The sequence below is a fragment of the Pseudomonas sp. p21 genome, from assembly GCF_001642705.1.
Taxonomy (GTDB): Bacteria; Pseudomonadota; Gammaproteobacteria; order Pseudomonadales; family Pseudomonadaceae; genus Aquipseudomonas.
Genome location: NZ_LWBV01000007.1, coordinates 319,334 through 341,897 on the forward strand (window position 1 = coordinate 319,334; position 22,564 = coordinate 341,897).

At 64.5% G+C, this 22,564-nt stretch carries 16 protein-coding genes and 1 pseudogene; 8 read left to right on the forward strand and 9 right to left on the reverse strand.

Annotated features, from left to right (window positions below; translation table 11 throughout):
• Window positions 1–6: 6 nt before the first annotated feature.
• Window positions 7–1,701: a response regulator gene (locus A4C63_RS20610; RefSeq protein ID WP_063914332.1), complete on the forward strand. Its 1,695-nt coding sequence runs from the start codon at window positions 7–9 to the stop codon at window positions 1,699–1,701.
• A gap of 9 nt (window positions 1,702–1,710) precedes the next feature.
• Here the strand turns inward: A4C63_RS20610 and A4C63_RS20615 are convergent, their stop codons facing one another.
• Both A4C63_RS20615 and A4C63_RS20620 read right to left on the reverse strand, forming a co-directional pair.
• On the reverse strand, window positions 1,711–2,457 hold the full coding sequence (locus A4C63_RS20615) for an SDR family oxidoreductase (protein WP_063914333.1): 747 nt from the start codon (window positions 2,455–2,457) through the stop codon (window positions 1,711–1,713).
• Window positions 2,458–2,580: 123 nt separating this feature from the next.
• Window positions 2,581–3,597, reverse strand: a complete 1,017-nt coding sequence (locus A4C63_RS20620; RefSeq protein ID WP_063914334.1) for an FAD:protein FMN transferase — start codon at window positions 3,595–3,597, stop codon at window positions 2,581–2,583.
• Window positions 3,598–3,847: 250 nt separating this feature from the next.
• Between A4C63_RS20620 and rsxC the strand changes: the two genes are divergently transcribed.
• Entirely contained in the window at window positions 3,848–5,248 is a 1,401-nt protein-coding gene (gene rsxC, locus A4C63_RS20625) for an electron transport complex subunit RsxC (protein ID WP_063914335.1), read from the forward strand.
• Complete coding sequence (locus A4C63_RS20630) at window positions 5,245–6,192, forward strand: RnfABCDGE type electron transport complex subunit D (RefSeq protein WP_063914336.1); 948 nt, start codon at window positions 5,245–5,247, stop codon at window positions 6,190–6,192. Before rsxC ends, A4C63_RS20630 begins: the two co-directional genes overlap by 4 nt.
• 33 nt (window positions 6,193–6,225) lie before the next feature.
• Here the strand turns inward: A4C63_RS20630 and A4C63_RS20635 are convergent, their stop codons facing one another.
• The 5 genes from A4C63_RS20635 to A4C63_RS20655 form a co-directional block, all read right to left on the reverse strand.
• Window positions 6,226–7,761 carry a DHA2 family efflux MFS transporter permease subunit gene (locus tag A4C63_RS20635; protein ID WP_063914337.1) on the reverse strand — a complete coding sequence of 512 codons (1,536 nt, stop codon included), beginning with the start codon at window positions 7,759–7,761 and terminating at the stop codon, window positions 6,226–6,228.
• On the reverse strand, window positions 7,758–8,951 hold the full coding sequence (locus A4C63_RS20640) for an HlyD family efflux transporter periplasmic adaptor subunit (RefSeq protein WP_063914338.1): 1,194 nt from the start codon (window positions 8,949–8,951) through the stop codon (window positions 7,758–7,760). The genes A4C63_RS20635 and A4C63_RS20640 overlap by 4 nt, the downstream gene beginning before the upstream one ends.
• 30 nt (window positions 8,952–8,981) lie before the next feature.
• Window positions 8,982–9,455 carry a MarR family winged helix-turn-helix transcriptional regulator gene (locus A4C63_RS20645; protein ID WP_063914339.1) on the reverse strand — a complete coding sequence of 158 codons (474 nt, stop codon included), beginning with the start codon at window positions 9,453–9,455 and terminating at the stop codon, window positions 8,982–8,984.
• 299 nt (window positions 9,456–9,754) lie between these two features.
• Window positions 9,755–10,393 (reverse strand): response regulator transcription factor, encoded by a 639-nt coding sequence (locus A4C63_RS20650; RefSeq protein WP_063914340.1) that lies wholly within the window; start codon window positions 10,391–10,393, stop codon window positions 9,755–9,757.
• A 6-nt stretch (window positions 10,394–10,399) separates the two neighbouring features.
• A complete protein-coding gene (locus A4C63_RS20655) occupies window positions 10,400–11,806 on the reverse strand; it encodes a sensor histidine kinase (RefSeq protein WP_063914341.1) in 1,407 nt (468 codons plus the stop codon).
• A 195-nt stretch (window positions 11,807–12,001) separates the two neighbouring features.
• Here A4C63_RS20655 and A4C63_RS20660 point away from each other — a divergent pair, with 195 nt between their 5' ends.
• The 3 genes from A4C63_RS20660 to A4C63_RS20670 all read left to right on the forward strand — a co-directional run bounded on the left by A4C63_RS20660 (window position 12,002) and on the right by A4C63_RS20670 (window position 16,826).
• Complete coding sequence (locus A4C63_RS20660) at window positions 12,002–13,624, forward strand: acyl-CoA synthetase (protein WP_063914342.1); 1,623 nt, start codon at window positions 12,002–12,004, stop codon at window positions 13,622–13,624.
• Between the two features lie 135 nt (window positions 13,625–13,759).
• Window positions 13,760–15,529 (forward strand): acyl-CoA dehydrogenase C-terminal domain-containing protein, encoded by a 1,770-nt coding sequence (locus A4C63_RS20665; protein ID WP_063914343.1) that lies wholly within the window; start codon window positions 13,760–13,762, stop codon window positions 15,527–15,529.
• A 289-nt stretch (window positions 15,530–15,818) separates the two neighbouring features.
• Window positions 15,819–16,826 carry a FecR family protein gene (locus A4C63_RS20670; RefSeq protein ID WP_063914344.1) on the forward strand — a complete coding sequence of 336 codons (1,008 nt, stop codon included), beginning with the start codon at window positions 15,819–15,821 and terminating at the stop codon, window positions 16,824–16,826.
• Window positions 16,827–16,839: 13 nt separating this feature from the next.
• Here the strand turns inward: A4C63_RS20670 and A4C63_RS20675 are convergent, their stop codons facing one another.
• Window positions 16,840–18,159, reverse strand: coding sequence for a Na+/H+ antiporter family protein (locus A4C63_RS20675; RefSeq protein ID WP_063914345.1), 1,320 nt, complete (start codon window positions 18,157–18,159; stop codon window positions 16,840–16,842).
• A 536-nt stretch (window positions 18,160–18,695) separates the two neighbouring features.
• On the opposite strand from A4C63_RS20675, the pseudogene A4C63_RS27120 reads away from it, so the two are divergent.
• Both A4C63_RS27120 and A4C63_RS27125 read left to right on the forward strand, forming a co-directional pair.
• A pseudogene (locus tag A4C63_RS27120) lies at window positions 18,696–19,763 on the forward strand (HAMP domain-containing protein); the annotation flags it as partial.
• A gap of 102 nt (window positions 19,764–19,865) precedes the next feature.
• Window positions 19,866–20,621 carry a methyl-accepting chemotaxis protein gene (locus A4C63_RS27125; protein WP_370464244.1) on the forward strand — a complete coding sequence of 252 codons (756 nt, stop codon included), beginning with the start codon at window positions 19,866–19,868 and terminating at the stop codon, window positions 20,619–20,621.
• A 32-nt stretch (window positions 20,622–20,653) separates the two neighbouring features.
• Here A4C63_RS27125 and A4C63_RS20685 read toward each other — a convergent pair whose 3' ends face one another.
• Window positions 20,654–22,558 carry a S8 family peptidase gene (locus tag A4C63_RS20685; RefSeq protein ID WP_063914347.1) on the reverse strand — a complete coding sequence of 635 codons (1,905 nt, stop codon included), beginning with the start codon at window positions 22,556–22,558 and terminating at the stop codon, window positions 20,654–20,656.
• Between the last annotated feature and the right edge of the window lie 6 nt (window positions 22,559–22,564).

The following is a 22,564-nucleotide window of genomic DNA, read 5'->3' on the forward strand; positions in this document are numbered from 1 at the left end:
CTCGGCATGCCTTCTCGCGACCTGCTTTCACTGCGCCAACAAGTCGAAGCCCTGCAGCGGCAGAACGCGCTGCTGGAGGCCCGCCTGGCAAGCCATCAGGAACACGACCAGGACTTCTACCGCTCGCTCTTCGACACCATGGACGAAGGTTTCTGCATCATCGAGTTCTTCGACGGCCCGCACGGCCCGCTGAGTGACTATGTGCATGTGCTGGCCAATGCTGCCTATGCCAAGCACGCCGGCATCCCCAACGTGGTCGGGCAGAAACTGCGCGAGATGGTGCCCGATGAGGCCGATGACTGGGTCGCCCGTTATGGCGCGGTGCTGCGCACGGGCGAGCCCCTGCATTTCGAGCAGGAGCTGGTTGCCACCGGCCATGTGTTGTCGGTGACCACCTTCCGGGTAGAGCCTGCCGAAAAGCGCCAGGTGGCAGTACTGTTCAAGGACGTTACCGCACGCCGGCAAGCAGAGCTGGCCCTGCAACGCCTGAACGAGGAGTTGGAACAACGGGTGAATGCGGCATTGGCAGAACGGGCCAAGGCCGAGGAGGCCCTGCGCCAGGCACAGAAGATGGAAGCGGTCGGCCAGCTCAGTGGCGGCATCGCTCACGACTTCAACAACCTGCTGGGCGCCATCCTGAGTGCCCAGGAGCTGATGCGCCAACGCCTGGAGCAATCCCGTTTCGACAGCCTGGAACCCTTGCTGGAACTGTCCAGCGGCTCGGCGCAGCGGGCCTCTGCGCTGGTACACCGGCTGCTGGCATTCTCCCGTCAGCAGACCCTGCAGCCCTGCTCCACGCAGGTGGCCACGCTGGTGGGCGGCATGGAAGAGCTGCTGCGCCGTACCATTGGTCCTTCCATCACCCTGACCAGCCAGTTCCCCTACCAGCTGTGGCCGACCTTCATCGACCCGCCGCAACTGGAAAGCGCCCTGCTCAACGTGTGCATCAATGCCCGCGATGCCATGCCTGCTGGCGGTGCGATCGATATCCTCGGTGACAACCTGCTGCTCGACGACGAGCAAGCCCGCGCACTGGGACTGCCAGCTGGTGAATACGTAAGGCTGAGCATCATCGACAACGGCAATGGCATGTCGGCGGAGGTGGCCGAGCGCGCAGTCGACCCGTTCTTCACCACCAAACCGATGGGCCAGGGCACGGGCCTGGGTTTGTCGATGACCTACGGTTTCGTGCGCCAGTCGGGCGGGCAGCTACGGGTGTTGTCGACGCTTGGCAAAGGCACCCGCATCGAGCTACTGCTCCCCCGCCACCACGAGCTCCCCGAAGCCCCGGCACCCAGGCCGCGGCGCACACTGCTGGAAAGTGGCAGCACGGCCGCACAGCGTATCCTGCTGATCGAAGACCAGATTGCCTTGCGCGTGGTCGTCTGCGAGGTGCTGGAAGAACTGGGTTACCTGGTCGACGCATTCGAGAATGGCCCGGCCGCCCTTGCCCACCTGCAAAATGGCGAGCGGCCAGACCTGCTGCTGAGCGATATCGGCCTGCCCGGCGGCCTGAATGGCCGCCAGTTGGCTGAGCGTTGCCGCGAGCGCTACCCCGACCTCAAGGTGCTGTTCATCACCGGCTACGACGAAAGCGCGGCGCTCAGTGACGGCCAGTTATTGCAAGGCACACAGGTGCTCACCAAGCCGTTCGAGCTGGAAGTGCTGGCTGAACGGGTACGCTCGCTGCTGGATGATTGACGGGCGCGCTCAGCGCCCGCCGCCCAGGTCGATGAAGCTGCCGGTGGAGTACGAGGCTTTGTCCGAGAGCAGCCAGAGGATGGCCTCTGCCACTTCCTCGGGGCGCCCGCCGCGGCCCATGGGCAAGCCGGGCTCAAGCTTGCTGACCCGGTCGGGGTCGCCGGACAGCGCATGGAACCCGGTATGGATGTAGCCTGGCCGTACGCCATTGACCCGCACGCCCTCGCCTGCCACTTCCTTTGCCAGGCCAACGGTGAAGGTGTCGAGGGCACCCTTGGAAGCGGCATAGTCCACGTATTCGTTGGGTGACCCCAGGCGTGCAGCCACCGACGACACGTTGACGATGGCCCCGCCCTGCCCACCGTGCCGGTGTGCCATGCGCAGCAGGGCGTGCTTGGCGCAGAGCATGGGGCCGACGATGTTGCTCTTCATGATCTTGAGCAGGCGAAATTCGGACATGTCCTCGACCCGGCTTTGCTGGCCAATGGTGCCGGCGTTGTTGACCAGTGCGGTGACCGGGCCCAGCTCTTCATCCACACGCTGGAACAGCTGGATGATCTCATCCTCGACGCTGGCGTCGGCGCGTACGGTGATGGCCTCGGCGCCCAGGGCGCGGACCTGATCGAGGATGTTCTCGGCGGCCTGGTCGTCGGTGTGGTAGTTGATGCAGATGCGGTAGCCCTGGCGGGCGGCCAGCAGCGCCGTGGCGGCGCCGATGCCACGGCTGGCACCGGTGATCACGATGACTTTCTCCATGAATTTGCCAATCGTTTGGGAAGGGAGCATCGACAATAGGGGAAAAGGCTGCGCATGGGAATGACCAAGGTCAGCACAGCCACCCCATCTGCTCTTGCCCCTGAGCGATGTGTTTTCCGTCAATTACTGCCTGGTCTTGCCCTGCCGGGGAAACAATGCCTCGAATCGCGGCGTCGCCCGCGCAACGAACCCCAGCCCCTTGTGCATGATGAAATAGGCGGCGATGTCATGCCGCTCGGCAAAGGCATAGCCCTCCTCCGGGCCGAGCACCATCAACAATGTATCCAGGGCATCGGCACGCAGCACCGAAGGGTCGACCACCGATACTGCCGCCAGCGCATGGCTGACCGGCCTGCCGACACGTGGATCGAAGGTGTGCGAATAGCGCTGGCCACCTTCTTCGAAATAGTTACGGTAATCGCCGGCGGTGGCAACACCGTAGCCATCCAGGGCGATGGCGCGCTCCACTTGCTGCTCGTCCCCGCCACTCGGTACCTCGAGGGCGATGCGCCAGGGCGAGCCATCCGGCTTGCGACCGACCCCCTTGAGTTCGCCGGTGATCTCGACCAGATAGGCCTGGATACCCAGGGCCGAAAGCCTGTCGCCGACCCGATCCACGGCATAACCGGCGAGCATGCTGTCGAAATCCAGCTGCGCCGCCACATCCTTGCACAGTTTTTCGCCCTCCAGGTGCAAGTGCTGTAGCCCTACCCGCGCCTGTTCCCGAGCCAGCGCACCGGTATCCGGCACCTGCCTCCCTCGTGACTGCGGGCCGAAGCCCCAGAGGTTCATCAATGGCAGCACCGTCAGGTCGAAAGCCCCGCCACTCTCGCGGAACAGCGACTCACCGTACACCAGCAAGTGCCGCATCTCTTCCGGTACCGCCTGACAGGCGCCGGCCGGCAGAGCGTTGAAGCGGGAAACCACAGAGTCGCCGCGCCAGTTGGAAAACTGCCTGTCGAGCGCCTCGAGCATCATCTCGACTTCGGCCTTTACCTGCTGCGCACCGGGCGTGTGCGCGGTGGGTACATACTGGATCGAGTATGTGCTCCCCATGGTCGGCCCGGAAAAGCGCTCGATCCTGTCGCCGCAGCCATACAGCAATGTCAACAGCATCACCAGCAGGCTTGCGCGCATCATTCGACACCTCGCAGACTCTGGCCGCCCTTCGCGGCGCAGGCTATTTCACCAGAAATTGCAAGATGGCAATTGGCCTACCGTTCATCAGCAAATCTGGTTAAAAACCGAACAAATTCCTCGTTTTACACTCAGATGTGCGCGGGTGATCAACCATCCCCCTCCCTTTCCGCTAAACGTCCCGGAAGCAATAAAACCATTGTGCGCATAAGCGCACACGGGCGTTCTTTGCCCAAAAATTGGAGGACAGAATATGTCTAGCCATTCGTTGCAGAGCGTCGAACGCCTGCAGAGCCGCATCCGCGCCCAGCGTCAGCCGCAACAGAAACCTTTCTGGCGGCGCCTGCTGGCCATCGCCTCATCCTCTCAGCGTAGTTGGCATGGAGGGATCGAGCTCAAGGGATACAAGGAACTGTCCAACGCCACGCCGGTTGCCCCGGTCGCGGTCGAAAAAGTCCAGCTGGCGATTCCACTCGGGCGGGGTCGCCGGTTTGTCCAGCCTTGCGTGCAGCCCGGACAGCATGTGCGCAAGGGCGAAGTGATCGGTATTGGTGATGACACCACCGCTTGGGTGCATGCCAGCACCTCCGGCATCGTGGATCGGATTGATCTCGCCTTCGCGGCCGACTCGGCCGAGCCAGTCATGGCCGTCATTCTGAACGCAGATGGCCTGGATGAGTGGGTCGAACGACCGGTGCAGGGTCTGCCGCAAACGCCAGAGGCGTTGGTCGAACGCGCATTGCAGATGGGCATAGTCGGCCTTGGTGGGGCGGGTTTCCCGACGGCCCTCAAGCTGGCCGACGCCCGGCAGCCCGACCTGCTGCTGATTAACGGTGCCGAATGCGAGCCCTTCCTTACCTGCGATGATCGCCTCATGCGCGAGAATGCCGAAGCGTTGATCGAGGCCGCCGACTATGTCGCCGCGCTGCTGGGAATAACGACGACCCGCTTTGGCATCGAAACCAACAAACCGGAGGCGATGGCCACGTTACGTGCCGCCGCTCGCCAGGCACGTACCCGGGTCGAGATTTGTCCGCTACCGGAGCGTTACCCGGCAGGTGGGCAGCCGTTGATGATCAAGAGCCTCAGTGGCCGCAACCTGGCGCCAGGGAGCCGGCCTGCCGATATAGGCGTCCTGGCGCTGAATGTCGCAACGCTTTACGCACTGGGCCAGGCCGTCTTCCAGGGTGAACCACTGATAAGCCGGGTGCTGACGCTGACCGGTGACTGCGAGCGCCCCGGTAATGTCCGGGTGCCAGTGGGTTACCCGGTCAGCGAACTGCGCGCAATTGCTGGCGCGGCCCCCGCAGGCCAGTTGACCCAGGTCGGCGGCCCGATGATGGGGCAGCCGCTACCGGACGCCACCGCCATCGTCAGCAAGACCAGTAGTTGCCTGATATTCGGCGCTGAACGCTACCTGCCGGCAACCCGCCCCGCAAGCAGTTGCATTCGTTGTACGCGTTGCGTGGATGTCTGCCCGATGTCGCTCAGGCCGCTGGATCTCTACGCTGCCGCCGAACGCCTGGACAAGGCCAGCCTGCAGGAACTACGCCTGGATGCCTGTATCGAATGCGGCAGTTGCAGCAGCATCTGCCCGAGCAGTATCCCGCTGCGCGAACGCTTCCGCCAGAGCAAGACGGAGGTCCGCGCATGAGCCTGATACGCCATCCCATTCCGCAGCGGCTGCGCACGGTGATGCTGCTGGTCATCTTGTGCCTCCTGCCGGGCACCGTCCTGTATGCCTGGCAATTTGGCGTTGTGGTCTGGTTGCAGACCTTCTGGTGCGTGCTGCTCGCCCTGGGCTTCGAAGCTGCCCTGCTGCGCCTGCGCGGGCGTAATGTCCGCGAGGGTTTGAGCGACCTCAGCTGGCTGGTGCTAGGCCTGATCCTGGCTCGGGCATTACCGCTGCTGGTGCCGCTGTGGATGATTGCCCTGGCCAGCTTTGCCGCTCTCGCGCTATGCAAGCATGCCAGTGGAGGCCTCGGTCGCAACCGTCTCAACCCTGCCATGGTTGGTCTGGGGATCGTTGCCATCTGCTTCTACCAGCAGTTGTACCCTGCACCCTCGAACCATACCCCCTGGACCGCAACCCTGGGCGCCAAGGCGGTTCTTCTACAACAGCTACAGTTGGTGCCACGCCTTGATCTCGATGCGTTCGCCGGCGCCACCCAGTTGGCGCAGAACGAATTCACCCATATCACCCACAACCTGTCGGGGTACGGCTACATCGCCGGCGGCCTGATACTGGCTTCGCTACGGGTGATCCGAATCGAGATTCCGCTGGCGATGCTCGCGAGCACCGTATTGCTGTGCATGGCCGCCGGCCATAGCCTGCAGGAAGCCGTGTACAACCTCAGTCTCGGTGGCTACCTCTTCACCGCCTTCTTCATCGCCACCGATCCGGTCACCAGCCCCAATACGCGCGCCGGTCGCATGCTCTTCGGCGTGACCGTTGGCACGCTCACCGAACTGATTCGCGAATTCGGGCTTTATGCCGACGGCCTCTGCTTCGCCGTGCTGGCCGCCAACCTGCTGGTGCCGCAAATCGACCGGTTGGTGCTGCGCATACAGCGTCCCTGGTACGCAGCGAGTACCTGACGCGGGATTTGCCGGGCCTGCTTCTGGCCCGGCTCAATGCCCTGCCGACGCTGGCCCCGCCTTGGCGGTAAAGGGCGGTTTGGCGAACCACACCAGCAGGATCAACCCGGCAAACACCCAGGTCATCAGGGTGAAGTAGTCCACCGTCGACATCATGTACGCCTGCCCGTTGAGTATCTGCTCCAGCTGCGCATAGCCCCGCGGGTTGGCCCCGCCCAGTTGCTCCAGGGCATGCCGCGTGGCCGGGTCGAACTGGCTGATGTGCTCGCTCAGGTAGGCATGGTGCTGGTCCGCCCGGCGAATCCAGATCCAGGTCGTCAGCGACGCCGCAAAACTGCCGCCCAAGGTACGCAGGAATGTCGCCAGCCCGGAGCCGTCGGCAATCTGCTGCGGTGGCAGGTCGGACAGCAGGATGCTCAAGGTCGGCATGAAGAACAGCGCCACGCCAATACCCATGAACAGCTGCACCAGCGCCACATGCTGGAAGTCCACCTCGCTGGTGAACCCGGCACGCATGTAGCAACTGCTGCCGATCGCCAGAAACGCCAGCCCGGCCAGCACACGCAAGTCGAAGCGGTGCGCGTACTTGCCCACGAACGGCGACATGAGCACCGGCAACAGGCCGATTGGCGCCACCGCCAGGCCAGCCCACGTCGCGGTATAGCCCATCTGTGTCTGTAACCACTGCGGCAGGATCAGGTTGATGCCGAAGAACCCCGCATAGCCCCCGACCAGCACGATGGTGCCGACGCGGAAGTTGCGGTGCGCGAACAGGCGCAGGTTGACAACCGGGTGACGGTCAGTCAGTTCCCAGATCACGAATACCGCCAGGAACACCACCGAGATCAGGCTACCGACGATGATGAACGACGACTCGAACCAGTCCAGGTCATTGCCCTTGTCCAGCACCACCTGCAAGGCGCCGACACCGATGACCAGCGTCAGCAGGCCGATGTAGTCCATCGGCTGGCGGCTGGTGACCACCGGCCGGGTGCGCATCTGCTGACGCACCACGGCGGCGGCGAACAGACCGATGGGCACGTTGATGAAGAAGATCCACGGCCAGCTGTAGCTGTCGGTGATCCAGCCCCCGAGGATCGGCCCGGCAATCGGCGCCACCACCGTGACCATTGCCAGCAACGCCAGGGCCATGCCGCGCTTGGCCGGCGGGTAGACAGCGATCAGCAAAGTCTGGGTCATCGGGTACAACGGCCCGGCTACCACGCCCTGCAACACGCGAAAACCGACCAGCTCCGGCATTGACTGGGCAATACCGCACAGGAACGAGGCCAGTACGAACAGCAGCGTGGCCCAGATGAACAGTTTCACCTCGCCAAACCGCCGGCTGAGCCAGCCGGTTAGCGGCAAGGCGATGGCGTTGCTCACCGCGAACGAGGTGATGACCCAGGTGCCCTGCTCGTAGCTCACCCCCAGGTTGCCGGAAATGGTCGGCAAGGCCACGTTGGCGATGGTGGTGTCGAGCACCTGCATGAACGTCGCCAGCGACAGGCCGATGGTGGTCAGCAACAGGCTCGGCGGCGTGAACTGGGCAGCAGCACTGTTGCTCATCGCTGAACCGTCTTGCCGGGTGCGCTGTTTTCGTGGATCAGCCGGGCGATCAGGTTGTCGGCTTCGACCAGCTGGCGGTCATACACCTGGGTGGTGTAGCTGGCCTGCTGCGGTGGTTGCTGGGCCAAGGCCGGCCCGCTCTGGTCGTGCAGGTCGACCTCGACCACGGTGGACAGGCCGATACGCAGCGGGTGGTCCTTGAGCTGTTCGGGGCTGAGGTGTATGCGCACCGGCACACGCTGGACGATCTTGATCCAGTTACCGGTGGCATTCTGCGCCGGCAACAGGGCGAAAGCGCTGCCGGTGCCAGCGCCGAGGCTGTCGACCGTACCGCTGTACCTGACCTCGCTGCCGTACAGGTCGGCGCTGATTTGCACCGGCTGGCCGATACGCATGTCGCGCAGCTGGGTTTCCTTGAAGTTGGCGTCGATCCACACCTGGTCCAGCGGGATCACTGCCATGGTCGCGGTGCCCGGCTGCAGGCGTTGGCCCAGTTGCACGGTACGCTTGGCGACGTAGCCGGTGACCGGCGCCACCAGGGTGGTGCGGGCGTGGTCGAGGTAGGCCTGGCGCAGGTCGGCGGCGGCAGCCATCACCTCAGGGTGCGAGGACACCACGGTGTCGTCGACCAGCGCGCTGCTGGTGCTGAGTTGCTGGCGAGCACTGTTGACGGCAGCCTCGGCCACGCTCAGGTCATCGCGGGCATGGGACAATTCTTCCGCAGCAATCGCACCACTGTCGGCCAGCACCTTGCGCCGGTTGAAGTCTTGCCGGGCCTTGCGCAGTTCGGCCTGGCGGGTTTCCAGCTGGGCCTTGAGCGAGTCGACGTTGCTATACAACCCGCGTACCTGACGCACGCTGCGCGCCAGCTTGGCTTCGGCGGACTGCAAGGCCACCTCGCTGTCAGCCGGGTCGAATTGCAGCAATACCTGGCCGGCATGGACCAGGTCGCCGTCATCGGCGCCGATGCTGGTGACGGTGCCGGTAACCAGCGGGGTGATCTCTACCACGTTGCCGTTGACGTAGGCATCGTCGGTGCTTTCGTGCCAGCGCCCGACCAGGCTGTACCAGGCCCAGGCGCCGACACCGGCAAGAATCAGCAGCAACAGCAGGCCAAGCAGCCAGGCCTTGCGCTTGCGCGACGGCTCGGGCGCGGCGGAGGAAGTCGGGGTGTCTGCGGGAGTGGCCATGACAATACCTTGGATAATTCGTGACAGGGATCAACGATCGCCGAAGCGGCGGATCGTCAACGGGTCGCCGGCAGCAAGCAGGACCTTGGCCAGCAGGCCTTCCAGGGTCTTGAGCTCTTCGGGTGCCAGCGCACCGCACAACTCGTTCATGGCCGCCGCGCCGATATCCGGCAGGCGGTCAGCCAGGCGCTGGCCATCAGCGGTAAGGGCCAGGCGCACCTGGCGGCGGTCGTCGGCGCAGCGGTTGCGCACGATCAGCTCCTTCTGCTCGAGGCGGTCGAGCATGCGGGTCATCGACCCACTGTCCAGGCCCAGGTAGCGACACAGCTCGGCCGGGGTATCCACCTGGTACTGGGTGACGATGATCAGCACCTTGAACTGCGCGGCGGTGACGCCTTCGGATTCGAGATGCCAGTCGAGAATGCGGTCCTTGAGGATCGCTGCGCGGCCGAGCAGCATGCCGATGGCGCAGGTCTGGAAGTTTTCGGGGGAGAAATGGGCCATCGGAGAATGCTCAATCAATTGTGTGAAAATATTACTGCCTAGGCAGTGAATGTCAAAGCTTTGATTAGGTTGCTATTGAAAATTTCATGATTTTCCTCTTTTCTCGCCTGCCGAGGGAGGCTCTTGTGGGAGCGGCTGTAGCCGCGAACACCGGCGCAGCCGGTGCCATGCACCGCGTTGGATTCTTCGCGGCTAAAGCGGCTCCCACAGGGTACGCGGACTGCTTGCGATTTCAGTTATCTACGCGACAGCGCAGCCCAAAGGGCTGGGTCATCTCCCACAGGGAACTGCGACTGCTGTCACTGTCGCGCTTGCAGGCCCAATGCTTCCACCGCCCCGCAGGCAATGGCCATGCCTACCAGCTCGGCCAGGCTATCCGCCTGCAGCCGCTTCATCACCCGCCCCCGGTACAGGTCCACAGTCTTCACGCTGACGCCCAGCCGTTCGGCAATCTCGCGGTTGCTCAACCCCTGGGCCAACGGCACGAACACGTCACGCTCGCGCGGTGTCAGGCCATCGATGCGCACCTGCACCTGGGCCAGCGCCTGGTCGCCCTGGCGTGCCCGCCCGGCGTGCTCCAGCGCGGCCTGTACGCTGTCGAGCAGCAACTGGTCGCTGTAGGGTTTTTCAATGAAGTCGCAGGCGCCGGCCTTGAACGCCCGCACCACTATCGGTACATCGGCATGGCCGCTGACGAAGATCACCGGCAACCCCAGGCCACGCTCGCGCATCGCCTGCTGCACCGCCAGCCCGCCCAACCCCGGCATGCGCACATCCAGCAGTACACAGGCCGGCCCATCGTCAACGCAGGCGTCGAGAAACGCCTGCCCGCTGGCGAACGGCAAGGCCTGCAAGCCGACCGACTGCAGCAGCCACACCGTCGAATCCCGCATACCCTGGTCGTCATCGACCACATACACTTTCGCTTGCACCGCCATTTCCCCTTATCCCCTGCTGACCGCCAGGCGACAGCACAGTACCAGACCGCCGTTGTCACCGGCCCGCGCCCACAGGCTGCCGCCAAAGCCTTCAATCAGGCTGCGGCTCATGCTCAGGCCCAGGCCCAGGCCGTCGGCCTTGCTGGTGGTGAACGGCGTGAAGATTTCATCCAGGCACTCGGGCGCCACGCCCGGGCCCTGGTCGGCCACCTCGACCAGCACGCCGTCGCCATCGCGCGCGGCGCCGAGCAGGATACGTGACGGCCGCTCGCCATGCTGCTCACGGTTGGCATCGATGGCGTTGCGCAGCAGGTTCAACAGCACCTGCTCCAGCAGTACCCGGTCGGCATACACCGAGGGCAGTTGCGCGCTCATGCGCAGCTCGACCAGCACTTGGTCCCGCGCGGCCTCCCAGGCGCACAGGCGCATGGCTTCGCCCGCCACCTCGGCCACGTCCAGCGCCTGCAGGCGGCGCGGCCCTTTGCGCAGAAAGGCGCGCAGACGCCGGATCACTTCGGCGGCATGGGTGGCCTGTTCGCTGATGCGCTGCAGGCCCTTCCCTACCCGCTCTCGGGCCTGCGGGTCGCGCTCCAGACCCTGCAGGTAGCGCTGGCTGGCGTTGGCGTAGTTGACCACTGCGGCCAACGGCTGGTTGATCTCGTGGGCGATGCCCGAAGCCAGCTCGCCCAAGGTGGCCAACCGGGCACTGTGCGCCAGGCTTTCCTGGGCTTCGATGCGCAAGGTGATGTCACGGGACACGCTGACCACCTCCACCACCGCGCCTGTGTAGGTTTCGCGGATGGCCCGGCTGGCGATTTCGAACCAGCGGTAACCGCCTGCGGCCTGACGCACCCGGCAGGTCATGGTGTGGTAGCCATCCTGGTCCAGGGCGGCAGCGGCCTGGCGCAACGCCTGGCGGCGCTCGCGCGGGTGCAGCAGGGTATGCACGGCCATGCCACGCAACTGCTCGGGCCACAGGCCAAGCAGGCGGAACGCCGCCGGCGAAGCATCAAGGAAACGGCCATCGGGGCTGTGCCGGGAGATCAGGTCGGTGGTGTTCTCGATGATCAGCCGGTACAGGCGCCGGGCGCGGCTGGCCTCGCGTGCATCGCGGCGCTCGTCACTGGCGTCGCGGCAACGCGCCAATACCTGCTGGCGCTGGTCGTCCGGGATGAAGCTCCACAGCACGATGCGTTCGCCGACCTGCACTTCGACATCGGCAATCGCCCGGTGCTGGCGCAGGCAGGCACGCACCAGGGCGGCACAGTTGCCCGGCAGCCAGCTGGCCAGTGCCGGGCCTTCATCGACCCAGGCCTGCAGCGCCGGGTTGAGTGCCAGCGGCCTGGCGTCGCCGGCCAGCATCAGGCTGGGTTGTGGGTCCTTGGCGAGCAAGGGGTAGGCAGCGTTGTCCACGGTAGGCGGCTCGTTGTTATAGTAGTTTTACTATATTGCTATAGTCGATATTCCTAATACCATAGCGACTCGCGTAAAACAGCGACAAGGGGGGGCGGCCCATCGTCCGCCTCCCTGCACCCTGAACAGAGCTAACAATCAGCCACCGGGGGTCAAGCGCACAGGTTGTGCCTGCCTCCCTTACAGGATTACCGCATGTCGATCTATGCCCAGGGCCTGATGCCCGCTGCCGTCAACCATGTCGCCCTCACCCCGCTGAGTTTCATCGAACGCACCGCTGCCGTGTACGGTAACTATCCGGCGGTGATCCACGGTGCCATCCGCCGCAACTGGCAGCAAACCTACCAACGCTGCCGGCGCCTGGCCAGCGCCCTGGTGGGCCGGGGCATCGGCCGTGGCGACACCGTGGCGGTGATGTTGCCCAACATTCCGGCCATGCTCGAAGCCCACTTTGGCGTGCCCATGACCGGCGCCGTGCTCAACACCCTGAACGTACGCCTGGACGCCGAGGCCATCGCCTTCATGCTGCAGCATGGCGAGGCCAAGGTGCTGATTACCGACCGCGAGTTCCATACCGTCATCGAGGCGGCCCTGGCCTTGCTCGAACACCCGCCATTGGTGGTGGATGTGGATGACCCGGAGTACGGCGAAGGCCGTGCGGTCAGCGAACTGGACTATGAGGCGTTCCTCGCCGAAGGTGACCCGGACTTTGCCTGGGAATGGCCCGATGACGAGTGGCAGGCGATCTCGCTCAACTACACCTCTGGCACCACCGGCAACCCCAAGGGCGTGGTCTACCACCACCGTGGTGCCTACCTGAACGCCCTGGGCAACCAGATGGTCTGGGCCATGGGCCATCGCCCGGTGTACCTGTGGACCCTGCCGATGTTCCACTGCAACGGCTGGTGCTACCCGTGGACCATCACCGCGCTGGCGGGCACCCATGTGTTCCTGCGCCGGGTCGACCCGCAGAAGATCCTGAACCTGATCCGCGAACACCGGGTCAGCCACCTGTGCGGGGCGCCGATCGTGCTCAACGCCCTGGTCAACATGCCCGAGGCGGCCAAGGCGGCCATCGAGCACCCGGTGCAGGCCATGGTCGCCGGTGCCGCGCCACCTGCCAAGGTCATCGGCGCCGTGGAAGAAATGGGTATCCAGGTCACCCACACCTACGGCCTGACCGAAGTCTACGGCCCGGTGACCGTGTGTGCCTGGCATGACGAATGGGATGAACTGTCGCTGGAAGACCGCGCGCGGATCAAGTCTCGTCAGGGCGTGCGCTACCCGACCCTGGACGGCCTGATGGTCGCCGACCCGCAATCCCTCGAGCCGGTGCCGCGCGACGGCAACACCCTGGGCGAGATTTTCATGCGCGGCAACACGGTGATGAAGGGCTACCTGAAGAATCCCGAGGCCACCGCCGAAGCCTTCCGTGGCGGCTGGTTCCACACCGGCGACCTGGCCGTGTGGCACGCCGACGGCTATGTCGAGATCAAGGACCGGCTCAAGGACATCATCATTTCCGGTGGCGAGAACATCTCCACCATCGAGGTCGAGGACGCCCTGTACAAGCACCCGGCAGTGCTGGAAGCCGCGGTGGTGGCGCGCCCGGATGAAAAATGGGGAGAAACCCCGTGCGCCTTCGTTGCCCTCAAGCCAGGCCGCGAAGACACCCGCGAAACCGACATCACCAGTTGGTGCCGCGAGCACCTGGCCGGGTTCAAGGTGCCGAAGACCGTGGTCTTCGGCGAACTACCCAAGACCTCCACCGGCAAGATCCAGAAGTACGTGCTGCGCGACCGGGCCAAAGCCCTCTGATCCCGTAGTGGCCTCTTCGCGGGCACGCCCGCTCCCACAGTTACAGCAACAGGCTCAGGTTTGGTGCGATCCCTGTGGGAGCGGGTTCACCCGCGAAGAGGCCAGCCCGGATTTCCCACTTTTCAAGAGCTACCGATGACCACCTACTCCGCCCCCCTGCGCGACATGCGCTTCGTCCTGCATGACCTGTTCAACGCCCCGGCCCTGTGGGCCCGCCTGCCTGCCCTGGCCGAGCGCATCGACGCCGAAACCGCCGACGCTATCCTCGAGGAGGCAGCCAAAGTCACCGGCCAGCTGATTGCCCCGCTCAGCCGCAACGGTGACGAGCAGGGTGTGCGCTTCGACGCAGGCGAAGTCACCACCCCTGACGGTTTCCGCGAGGCCTGGCACACCTACCGCGAAGGCGGTTGGGTCGGCCTGGGCGGCAACCCCGAACATGGCGGCATGGGCATGCCGAAAATGCTCGGTGTATTGTTCGAGGAAATGCTCTACGCCGCCGATTGCAGCTTCAGCCTGTATTCGGCCTTGAGCGCCGGCAGTTGCCTGGCGATCGATGCCCACGCCAGCGAAACGCTCAAGGCCACCTACCTGCCGCCCCTGTACGAAGGCCGCTGGGCCGGCACCATGTGCCTCACCGAGCCCCATGCCGGCACTGACCTGGGGCTGATCCGCAGCCGCGCCGAACCCCAGGCCGACGGCAGCTATCGCATCAGCGGCAGCAAGATCTTCATCACCGGCGGCGAACAGGACCTGACCGAGAACATCGTCCATCTGGTGCTGGCCAAGCTGCCGGATGCGCCCAACGGCGCCAAGGGCATCTCACTGTTCCTGGTGCCCAAGTACCTGGTCGAGGCCGATGGCCGCCTGGGTGCGCGCAACGCCGCCCATTGCGGCTCGATCGAACACAAGATGGGCATCAAGGCCTCGGCGACCTGCGTGATGAACTTCGATGGTGCCGTCGGCTACCTGGTGGGTGAGCCGAACAAGGGCCTGGCGGCGATGTTCACCATGATGAACTACGAACGCCTGTCCATCGGCATCCAGGGCATCGGCTGTGCCGAGGCGTCCTACCAAAGCGCCGCCCGCTATGCCAACGAGCGCCTGCAAAGCCGCGCCGCCGGCGGCCCGCAGGCACAAGACAAGGCTGCCGACCCGATCATCCACCACGGCGATGTGCGGCGCATGCTGCTGACCATGCGCACCCTCACCGAAGGCGGCCGGGCCTTTGCCGCCTACGTTGGCCAGCAGCTGGACCTGGCGCGCTACGCCGAAGATGCCGGCGAGCGCGAGCATGCGCAGCGCCTGGTGGCGCTGCTGACGCCGGTTGCCAAGGCGTTCTTCACCGACAACGGCCTGGAAAGCTGCGTGCTCGGCCAGCAGGTGTATGGCGGCCATGGCTACATCCGCGAATGGGGCCAGGAGCAGCGGGTGCGCGACGTACGCATCGCGCAGATCTACGAAGGCACCAACGGCATTCAGGCCCTCGACCTGCTCGGGCGCAAGGTGCTGGCCGACGGTGGCCAGGCGCTGGCCAGCTTTGCCGCCGAGGTGAGGGCCTTCAGCGTGGATGCACCGTTGCACCGCGAGGCCCTGCAAGCGAGCCTGGCGCGGTTGGAGGCCACCAGCGCCTGGCTGCGCGCGCGTGCCGGCGAGGATGCCAACCTGGTCAGCGCGGTGGCGGTGGAATACCTGCAGCTGTTCGGGCTGACTGCGTATGCCTATATGTGGGCGCGGATGGCGGCGGTGGCATTGGCCAAGCGTGACGAGGATGCCACGTTTCATGGGGCGAAGCTTGCATGTGCGGAGTTCTTCTTCCAGCGGGTCTTGCCGCGGGGGTTGGGGCTGGAGGCGAGTATTCGGGCGGGAAGTGGCAGCCTTTATGGTTTGGAGGCGGCGCAGTTCTGATGAGCCGCTGGGGGCGCTGTGCGCCCCTTTCGCGACACAAGGCCGCTCCCACAGGTACAGCGCTGCCCGTTGGGTTGATGCGATACCTGTGGGAGCGGCCTTTTGTCGCGCTGGGCTGCGCAGCAACCCCAACGATTTCAGCCTGAATTTGCGTGCGCGAAGGGTTCTCAAACGCTGGAAAACCATTGCCAATCCGACGAAAAACCGGCACAACTGATAGTCATTCGCCATTACCTCGGTTCTCGGGAGCCCTCCTGCAAGGGTAGAATGCGCAAAACCCGGAGCCGCAATGAACCACGACCGCCTCAATCCCAGCCCAGACGATGCCATCACCGACGCCGCCGCGCACTGGTGCATGCGCCTGCACGCCGAAGATTGCACGGCGGCCGAGCGCGAGGCGTTCGCCCGCTGGCTGGCGGCCGACCCGCGGCATATCGAGGAATACCAGGCGATGCTGGAAATCTGGCAAACCGCCGACCTGCTGCCGCGCAACGCCACCGTCATCGACTTCAACCCGCCCGTGCACCCGGCTGCGCGCCCGCGCAACTGGCGGCCGCTGGCGTCTGCTGCCGCCATCGCCCTGGCGGTGTTGCCGCTGGCCGGCTGGGTGGGCTGGGAACAAGGCTGGCTGCCCAATCACTACCAGCACTTCGAAGCCGGCGCGCACATGCAGACCGTGCAACTGAGCGACGGCAGCACGGTACAGCTCAACCTGAACTCCGAGCTCACCTACCTCAACTACAAGGACCAACGCCAGGTCACGCTCAAGCGTGGCGAGGCATTCTTCAAGGTAAAGCACGACAGCAGCCACCCGTTCATCGTGCATGCCGGTCGTGGCCAGACCCGCGTCACCGGCACCCAGTTCAACGTGTGGAAATACCAGGACCAGGTCAAGGTCACCCTGGTAGAAGGTTCGGTACTGGTGTCCAGCGGCGGCAGCGCCGGTGGCTACCGCCTGGGCCCAGGGATGCAGGCCAGCTATCACAAGGGCGACTTCGAGCCGCAACTGGAGCAGAGCGACGACTACAGCAACAGCCTGGCCTGGCGCGACGGCAAGCTGGTCCTCGACAACCTGAGCCTGGAACAGGCGCTGCCAATGATCAACCGCTACCTCGATGCGCCATTGCTGCTGGCCGATGCCAGCACCGGCCGCATCCGCATCAGCGGCATCTACAACACCCGAGAGGTGGGGCGACTGGTCAACAACCTGCCCAAGGTGCTGCCGGTCTACCTGACCCGCAGCAAGGACGGCAGCACCGTGCTCAACCGCATCTCGCCGCCGCCTGACAAAGGCTGACGCCCTCCCCGCCTTACAGCGTCATCGCCGCCAACCAGCCGAACGCCAGTAGTGGCAGGTTATAGTGGATGAAGGTGGGCACCACGGTGTCCCAGATATGGTGGTGCTGGCCATCCACATTCAGCCCCGAGGTCGGGCCCAACGTCGAGTCCGAGGCCGGCGAGCCTGCGTCGCCCAGGGCACCGGCGGTACCAACGATGCACACTGTGGCCAGCGGGTCGAAGCCCAACTGCACGCACAGCGGCACGAAAATCGCGGCCAGGATCGGCACGGTGGAGAACGACGAGCCGATGCCCATGGTCACCAGCAGGCCCACCAGCAGCATCAGCAAGGCACCAATGCCCTTGCTGTGATCGATCCACTGCGCCGAAGCTTCCACCAGGCTCTTCACCTCACCGGTGGCCTTCATCACGTCGGCAAAGCCAGAGGCGGCAATCATGATGAAGCCGATCATGGCCATCATCTTCATGCCTTCGGTGAACAGGTCGTCAGTGTCTTTCCAGCGCACGATGCCCGATAGCGAAAAGATCAGGAAGCCGACCATGGCGCCGATGATCATCGAGTCCAGCCACAACTGGACGATGAACGCCGAGGCAATCGCCAGCCCGGCCACCAGCAGGGTCAGCGGGTTGTACTGCACGCTCACCTGCTCCACCTGTTCGATGCGCGCCAGGTCGTAGTCACGCTTCTTGCGGTAGCTGATGAATACCGCCAGCAACAGGCCGGCCAACATGCCAGCGGCCGGGATGGCCATGGCGTGGGTGACATTCACACCACTCACGTCGACACCCGCGCGGGCAACGTTGGCCAGCAGGATTTCGTTGAGGAAGATGTTGCCAAAGCCCACCGGCAAGAACATGTAAGGGGTGATCAGGCCGAAGGTGATCACGCAGGCGATCAGCCGGCGGTCGATGCGCAGGCGGGTCAGCACGTACAGCAATGGCGGCACCAGCAACGGGATGAAAGCGATGTGGATAGGCAGGATGTTCTGCGACGACACCGCCACCACCAGCATCAGGCCGACCAGCAACCATTTGACCTTGCCGCCATTGGCATGGCCCTGGCGGTCGATCATGGCCAGGGCGCGGTCTGCCAGGGCATGGGCCAGGCCGGACTTGGCAATGGCCACGGCGAAGGCACCCAGCAGTGCATAGGACAAGGCCACCGTGGCCCCGCCGCCGAGGCCGCCGTTGAAGGCCTTGAGCGTACCCTCGATGCCCAGGCCGCCCACCAGACCACCGGCCAGGGCCCCGATGATCAGGGCGATGACCACGTGCACGCGGGACAGGCTGAGTATCAGCATGATGCCGACCGCGGCGATCACTGCATTCATGGTTGGCTTACCTCATTGCGACAGAAAAAAAGCGCGCACTCTGAAGCAGTGGGCGGCAGATGTCAAAAGTGCCATGTTGCGGCGCATTACGCGGAGGGCCGAGATTTAAATTGAATGTTTGAATAAAGAAAAAATTGTGCGGGCCGATATAGCAAGGAGGCTGGGAGGTGCCTGGCTGGGGATGTGTGTCGCCTGGGAGATCGAGCGCCGCGCGGGCGGCGCTCGATCTCCCAGGCGACACACATCCCCAGCCAAGCCCCAGCCCAACCCAGATCCAAAGCCATAACCCTTACTGTCCAAAAAAGGGATACGCCCCCATGCCTTTGCGACAACTTTCCATCCAGTGGAAGATCACCCTGCTCGCCGGTCTCTGCCTGGCCGGTATCGTCACCCTGCTCGTCGGCCTGTCGCTGTACCGCATGGACCACAGCTCGGACCTGGTCAAGGCCAGCAGCATGCAGATGCTGACCGAGTCGGCGCAGTCGCGCATCGAGTCGCAGGGCGAGGTGCAGGCGCTGAACATCCGCCGTCAGTTCATGGACGCCTACCAATACGGCGCCGGTTTCGCCCGTCAGGTGCTGTTCCTGCGCGAGCAGGCAGAAAAGCGCTTTCTCGATGCCTTCGACCTGCGCGAGGACCTGACCCGCCAGGTGCGCGCCGCCTTGCAGGCCAACCCTGACCTGCTCGGCCTGTCGCTGGTATTCGAGCCCAACGCCCTGGACAGCAAGGACAGCCTGTTCGCCGGCAAGGCGGAGCTGGGCAGCAATGAAACCGGGCGCTTCGCCCTGTACTGGTCGCAACCGCGCGTCGGCCAGCTGACGGCCATGGCCCTGCCCGAGCATGACATGGCCAATACCGAGATCGGCCCCAGCGGCCAGCCCGCCAACACCTGGTGGGTGTGCCCGCGCACGTCCGGCAAGGTGTGCGTGGTGGAGCCGTACTTCTATGAAATCGATGGCCAGCAGGTGCTGATGACCAGCATCGTCTTCCCGCTGACGGTCGACGGCAAAGTGATCGCCACCCTGTCCATCGACATTAACCTCAACAGCCTGCAGGCCCTGAGCCAAGAGGCCAGCCGCAGCCTGTACGAAGGCCGCACCACGGTCGGCATCCTCAGCCCGGTCGGCCTGCTGGCCGGCTACAGCGCCGATGCCAGCAAGCTGGCCCAGCGCTTCGACCAGGTCGACACAGCCAAAGGTGCCGAGCTGGTGCGCAAGCTGGCCGACGGCAAGCTGACCATCGTGCACGACCAGCAGCGCCTGAAGGTGCTGGCAGCGTTCCGGCCGATCCCGGACGCCCAGCCCTGGGGCGTGCTGCTGGACGTGCCGGAAAACGCCCTGACCGGGCCGGCCGATGCGCTGAAACAGGAACTGGACGCGCTGAACACCAGCGGCACCCTGCTGGAACTGGGCCTGGGCCTGGCGGCGGCGATTGCCGGCCTGCTGATGGTGTGGCTGATGGCCCGCGGCGTTACCCGGCCGATCCTCGGCGTGGCAAGCATGCTCAAGGACATCGCCAGTGGCGAAGGTGACCTGACCCGCCGCCTGACCTACCAGAAGCAGGACGAACTGGGCGAACTGGCCGGCTGGTTCAACCGTTTCCTCGACAAGCTGCAGCCGACCATCGCCGAGGTCAAACGCTCGGTGCAGGCCGCCCGAGGCACCGCCGACCAGTCTTCGGCAATTGCCACGCAGACCAGCGCCGGCATGGAGCAGCAGTACCGTCAGGTCGACCAGGTGGCCACCGCCTCGCACGAGATGAGCGCCACCGCCCAGGATGTCGCCCGCAGCGCAGCGCAGGCAGCGCAGGCCGCCCGCGACGCCGACCAGGCCACCCGCGAAGGCCTGGCGGTGATCGACCGCACCACCCACAGCATCGATGCCCTGGCCGCCGACATGAGTAATGCCATGGCCGAAGTCCAGGGCCTGGCGCAGAACAGCGAGAAGATCGGTTCGGTACTGGAGGTGATCCGCTCGATTGCGGAACAGACCAACCTGCTGGCGCTCAACGCTGCCATCGAGGCGGCCCGCGCCGGTGAAGCCGGCCGTGGTTTTGCCGTGGTGGCAGATGAAGTGCGCAACCTGGCCCAGCGTACCCAGGAGTCGGTGGAAGAAACCCGCCAGGTGATCGAAGCGCTGCAGAACGGCACCCGCGAAGTGGTCGGTGCCATGGACAACAGCCACCGCCAGGCCCAGGGCGGCGTGCAACAGGTTGGCCAGGCCGTGACCGCGCTGCAGCGCATCGGCCAGGCAGTGACGGTAATCACCGACATGAACCTGCAAATCGCTTCGGCTGCCGAGGAACAGAGCGCGGTGGCCGAGGAAATCAACAGCAACGTGGCGACCATCCGTGATGTCACCGAGTCGCTGTCGGGGCAGGCCAACGAGTCGGCGCGGGTCAGCCAGTCGCTGAACAGCCTGGCCAACCAGCAGCAGGCGCTGATGGACCAGTTCCGCGTGTGAATGGATCAGGGCCGGCGCCTGCCGGCCCTGGCTCAGGCCGCGAACCTGCCACCGCCGAGGATGTGGTCCAGCAGCACCAGCGCGCCATGCACATTGGGCCTGGCGCCCATCGGCAGCACATCGGTGCCGGGTAGCGTGGCATCGTGATAACCGGAGGCCATGACCAACTGGTGCATCTGGTTGCCATTGAGATAGACGTGGTGCTGCTCCATGGCGTAGGACTGGATCAGGCTCAGTGTGCCGCACACCATCGGCGTCGCACTGGAAGTGCCGGCATAGCTGTCTGTGTAGTCCCGGTCCTCACCAGGCAGATCCTGCAATCCCCCATAGGAAAGCGTGACTACGCTGTCGCCCCATGCATTGAGCATGCGGTAAGGGTAATGGTGGTTGGAGTAGGCGTGGGGCTTGCCGTCATACGAGTGGCTGGCACCCACCAGAATGGTCCCCGAATCACCATGGTCATTGAAGTAGCGCCAATTGGCCAGGTCTACGCCCTGCCCTGCGTGGGTGCCTCGTTCTGCAAGGGTCTCACTGCTGCCATTGGCCGCGGCATTGACCACCACTGCACCGCGCTGGCTCAACTGCTGCATGACGGTCCACCAGGCCTTGTCGTGCAAGGACGGTAGCAACGTGCTCAACACGCCGATATTTGCAGTCTGGCGGTTGATGCCGACGATGTCCCCGGGTTCTACATTGCGCAGCAACTCCGTGAGCGCCTGGAAATTGCCCTGGGCGTCTACCCCGCGGTTGTTGTACAGGTACAGCTCGCTGTCATGGCTGATCCCGGTAACGCCAACCCCGTTGCGCCTTGCCAGAATGATACCCACTGAAGCAGTGCCATGGCGCGGATCATGGTTTGGCTCGAGCGACACGATTTTCAAGGCCGGGTTGCCATGCAGGTCTTCATGTCCAACATGCAAACCACCGTCGCTGAAGTGAATCCGCGCGCCCTTGCCCGTCACCTTGTTGGCCCAGGCCTTGCGCACATTCAGGCCCTTCCATCGGGGGCCAGGTGCGTCGAGGTAGTTCTGGCGTGGCTCGAAGTCGGGCGTGGGTTGAGCATCTTCATAAGCCCTGTTGCCTGCCACCACTGCAGTACCTGTCAGCAAGGTTGCCAACAGCCCCGCCAGCACGAATGCGGCGGGGTGTGGTTCCGAAGGTGCCGACGCCATCTGCATGGATGTTACGTAATCCAGCGCGGCCAACGACTTGAGCAATGCCAGATAGGTGTCATTGAGCATGCTGGCAGGCTGGTCGAGGTAATAGTACTGACGTAGCGCCTGGAGCCTGTCATCGTCCAGATCCTGTTGGTCCAGGACCGGCCTGGGCGCGATCACCGACTTCAGGTTCGGCCAGTAACGCGACAGGGCAGAGCCCGAGGCAGGCTCCAGGTCTTGAAGGAAGTGCTCATACCCCCCGGCACTGAACTCGATGACCAGTGTCGGGTACGAGGTACCTGGCGCCAATGCGGGGAACGCTTGCGACGCATGATCGGCCATGCCCACGGGGTCCACAGCCCGCTTGCTTCGTCCGTAAGCAGAAGGCAACGTAACCTTGTCAAGCACGCTGCGGTTGATTTCCTCGGCCTTGATGTCGAGTACCAGTGGCGGCATGTCGATGACACCGGCCCCTCCGACAGGCCGGTTCATCGCCCGCGCATGCTCATCCAGCAGTACCACCCTTGGCCGAATGGTGTAGACCCCTGCCTCCTCCTCGGCGAGCAGTGTGGCTGGGCAACCATGGTCCTTCGGTTTGCCGGTGTAGGCCTGGGAATAGGCCGAAACTCCTCTGAACGACACCGGGCCATCAGGGCCGGCCCGTTCCAGTTCGTAGCGAATGCGGCTGACCTTGTGCAGGTCTGCGCCACTGCAACGAACGTGCAGCTTTCCATCAAAACGGAAGTTGCGGTAGTAGACGAAATTCAAGTCCAGCGTCATCAGGAA

Excerpts from the sequence above, each read along its gene's own strand:
- A4C63_RS20610 (WP_063914332.1), top strand. The coding sequence starts at position 7 with ATGCCTTCTCGCGACCTGCTTTCACTGCGCCAACAAGTCGAAGCCCTG.
- A4C63_RS20615 (WP_063914333.1), bottom strand. The coding sequence starts at position 2,457 with ATGGAGAAAGTCATCGTGATCACCGGTGCCAGCCGTGGCATCGGCGCC.
- A4C63_RS20620 (WP_063914334.1), bottom strand. The coding sequence starts at position 3,597 with ATGATGCGCGCAAGCCTGCTGGTGATGCTGTTGACATTGCTGTATGGC.
- rsxC (WP_063914335.1), top strand. The coding sequence starts at position 3,848 with ATGTCTAGCCATTCGTTGCAGAGCGTCGAACGCCTGCAGAGCCGCATC.
- A4C63_RS20630 (WP_063914336.1), top strand. The coding sequence starts at position 5,245 with ATGAGCCTGATACGCCATCCCATTCCGCAGCGGCTGCGCACGGTGATG.
- A4C63_RS20635 (WP_063914337.1), bottom strand. The coding sequence starts at position 7,761 with ATGAGCAACAGTGCTGCTGCCCAGTTCACGCCGCCGAGCCTGTTGCTG.
- A4C63_RS20640 (WP_063914338.1), bottom strand. The coding sequence starts at position 8,951 with ATGGCCACTCCCGCAGACACCCCGACTTCCTCCGCCGCGCCCGAGCCG.
- A4C63_RS20645 (WP_063914339.1), bottom strand. The coding sequence starts at position 9,455 with ATGGCCCATTTCTCCCCCGAAAACTTCCAGACCTGCGCCATCGGCATG.
- A4C63_RS20650 (WP_063914340.1), bottom strand. The coding sequence starts at position 10,393 with ATGGCGGTGCAAGCGAAAGTGTATGTGGTCGATGACGACCAGGGTATG.
- A4C63_RS20660 (WP_063914342.1), top strand. The coding sequence starts at position 12,002 with ATGTCGATCTATGCCCAGGGCCTGATGCCCGCTGCCGTCAACCATGTC.
- A4C63_RS20665 (WP_063914343.1), top strand. The coding sequence starts at position 13,760 with ATGACCACCTACTCCGCCCCCCTGCGCGACATGCGCTTCGTCCTGCAT.
- A4C63_RS20670 (WP_063914344.1), top strand. The coding sequence starts at position 15,819 with ATGAACCACGACCGCCTCAATCCCAGCCCAGACGATGCCATCACCGAC.
- A4C63_RS20675 (WP_063914345.1), bottom strand. The coding sequence starts at position 18,159 with ATGAATGCAGTGATCGCCGCGGTCGGCATCATGCTGATACTCAGCCTG.
- A4C63_RS27125 (WP_370464244.1), top strand. The coding sequence starts at position 19,866 with ATGGAGCAGCAGTACCGTCAGGTCGACCAGGTGGCCACCGCCTCGCAC.
- A4C63_RS20685 (WP_063914347.1), bottom strand. The coding sequence starts at position 22,558 with ATGACGCTGGACTTGAATTTCGTCTACTACCGCAACTTCCGTTTTGAT.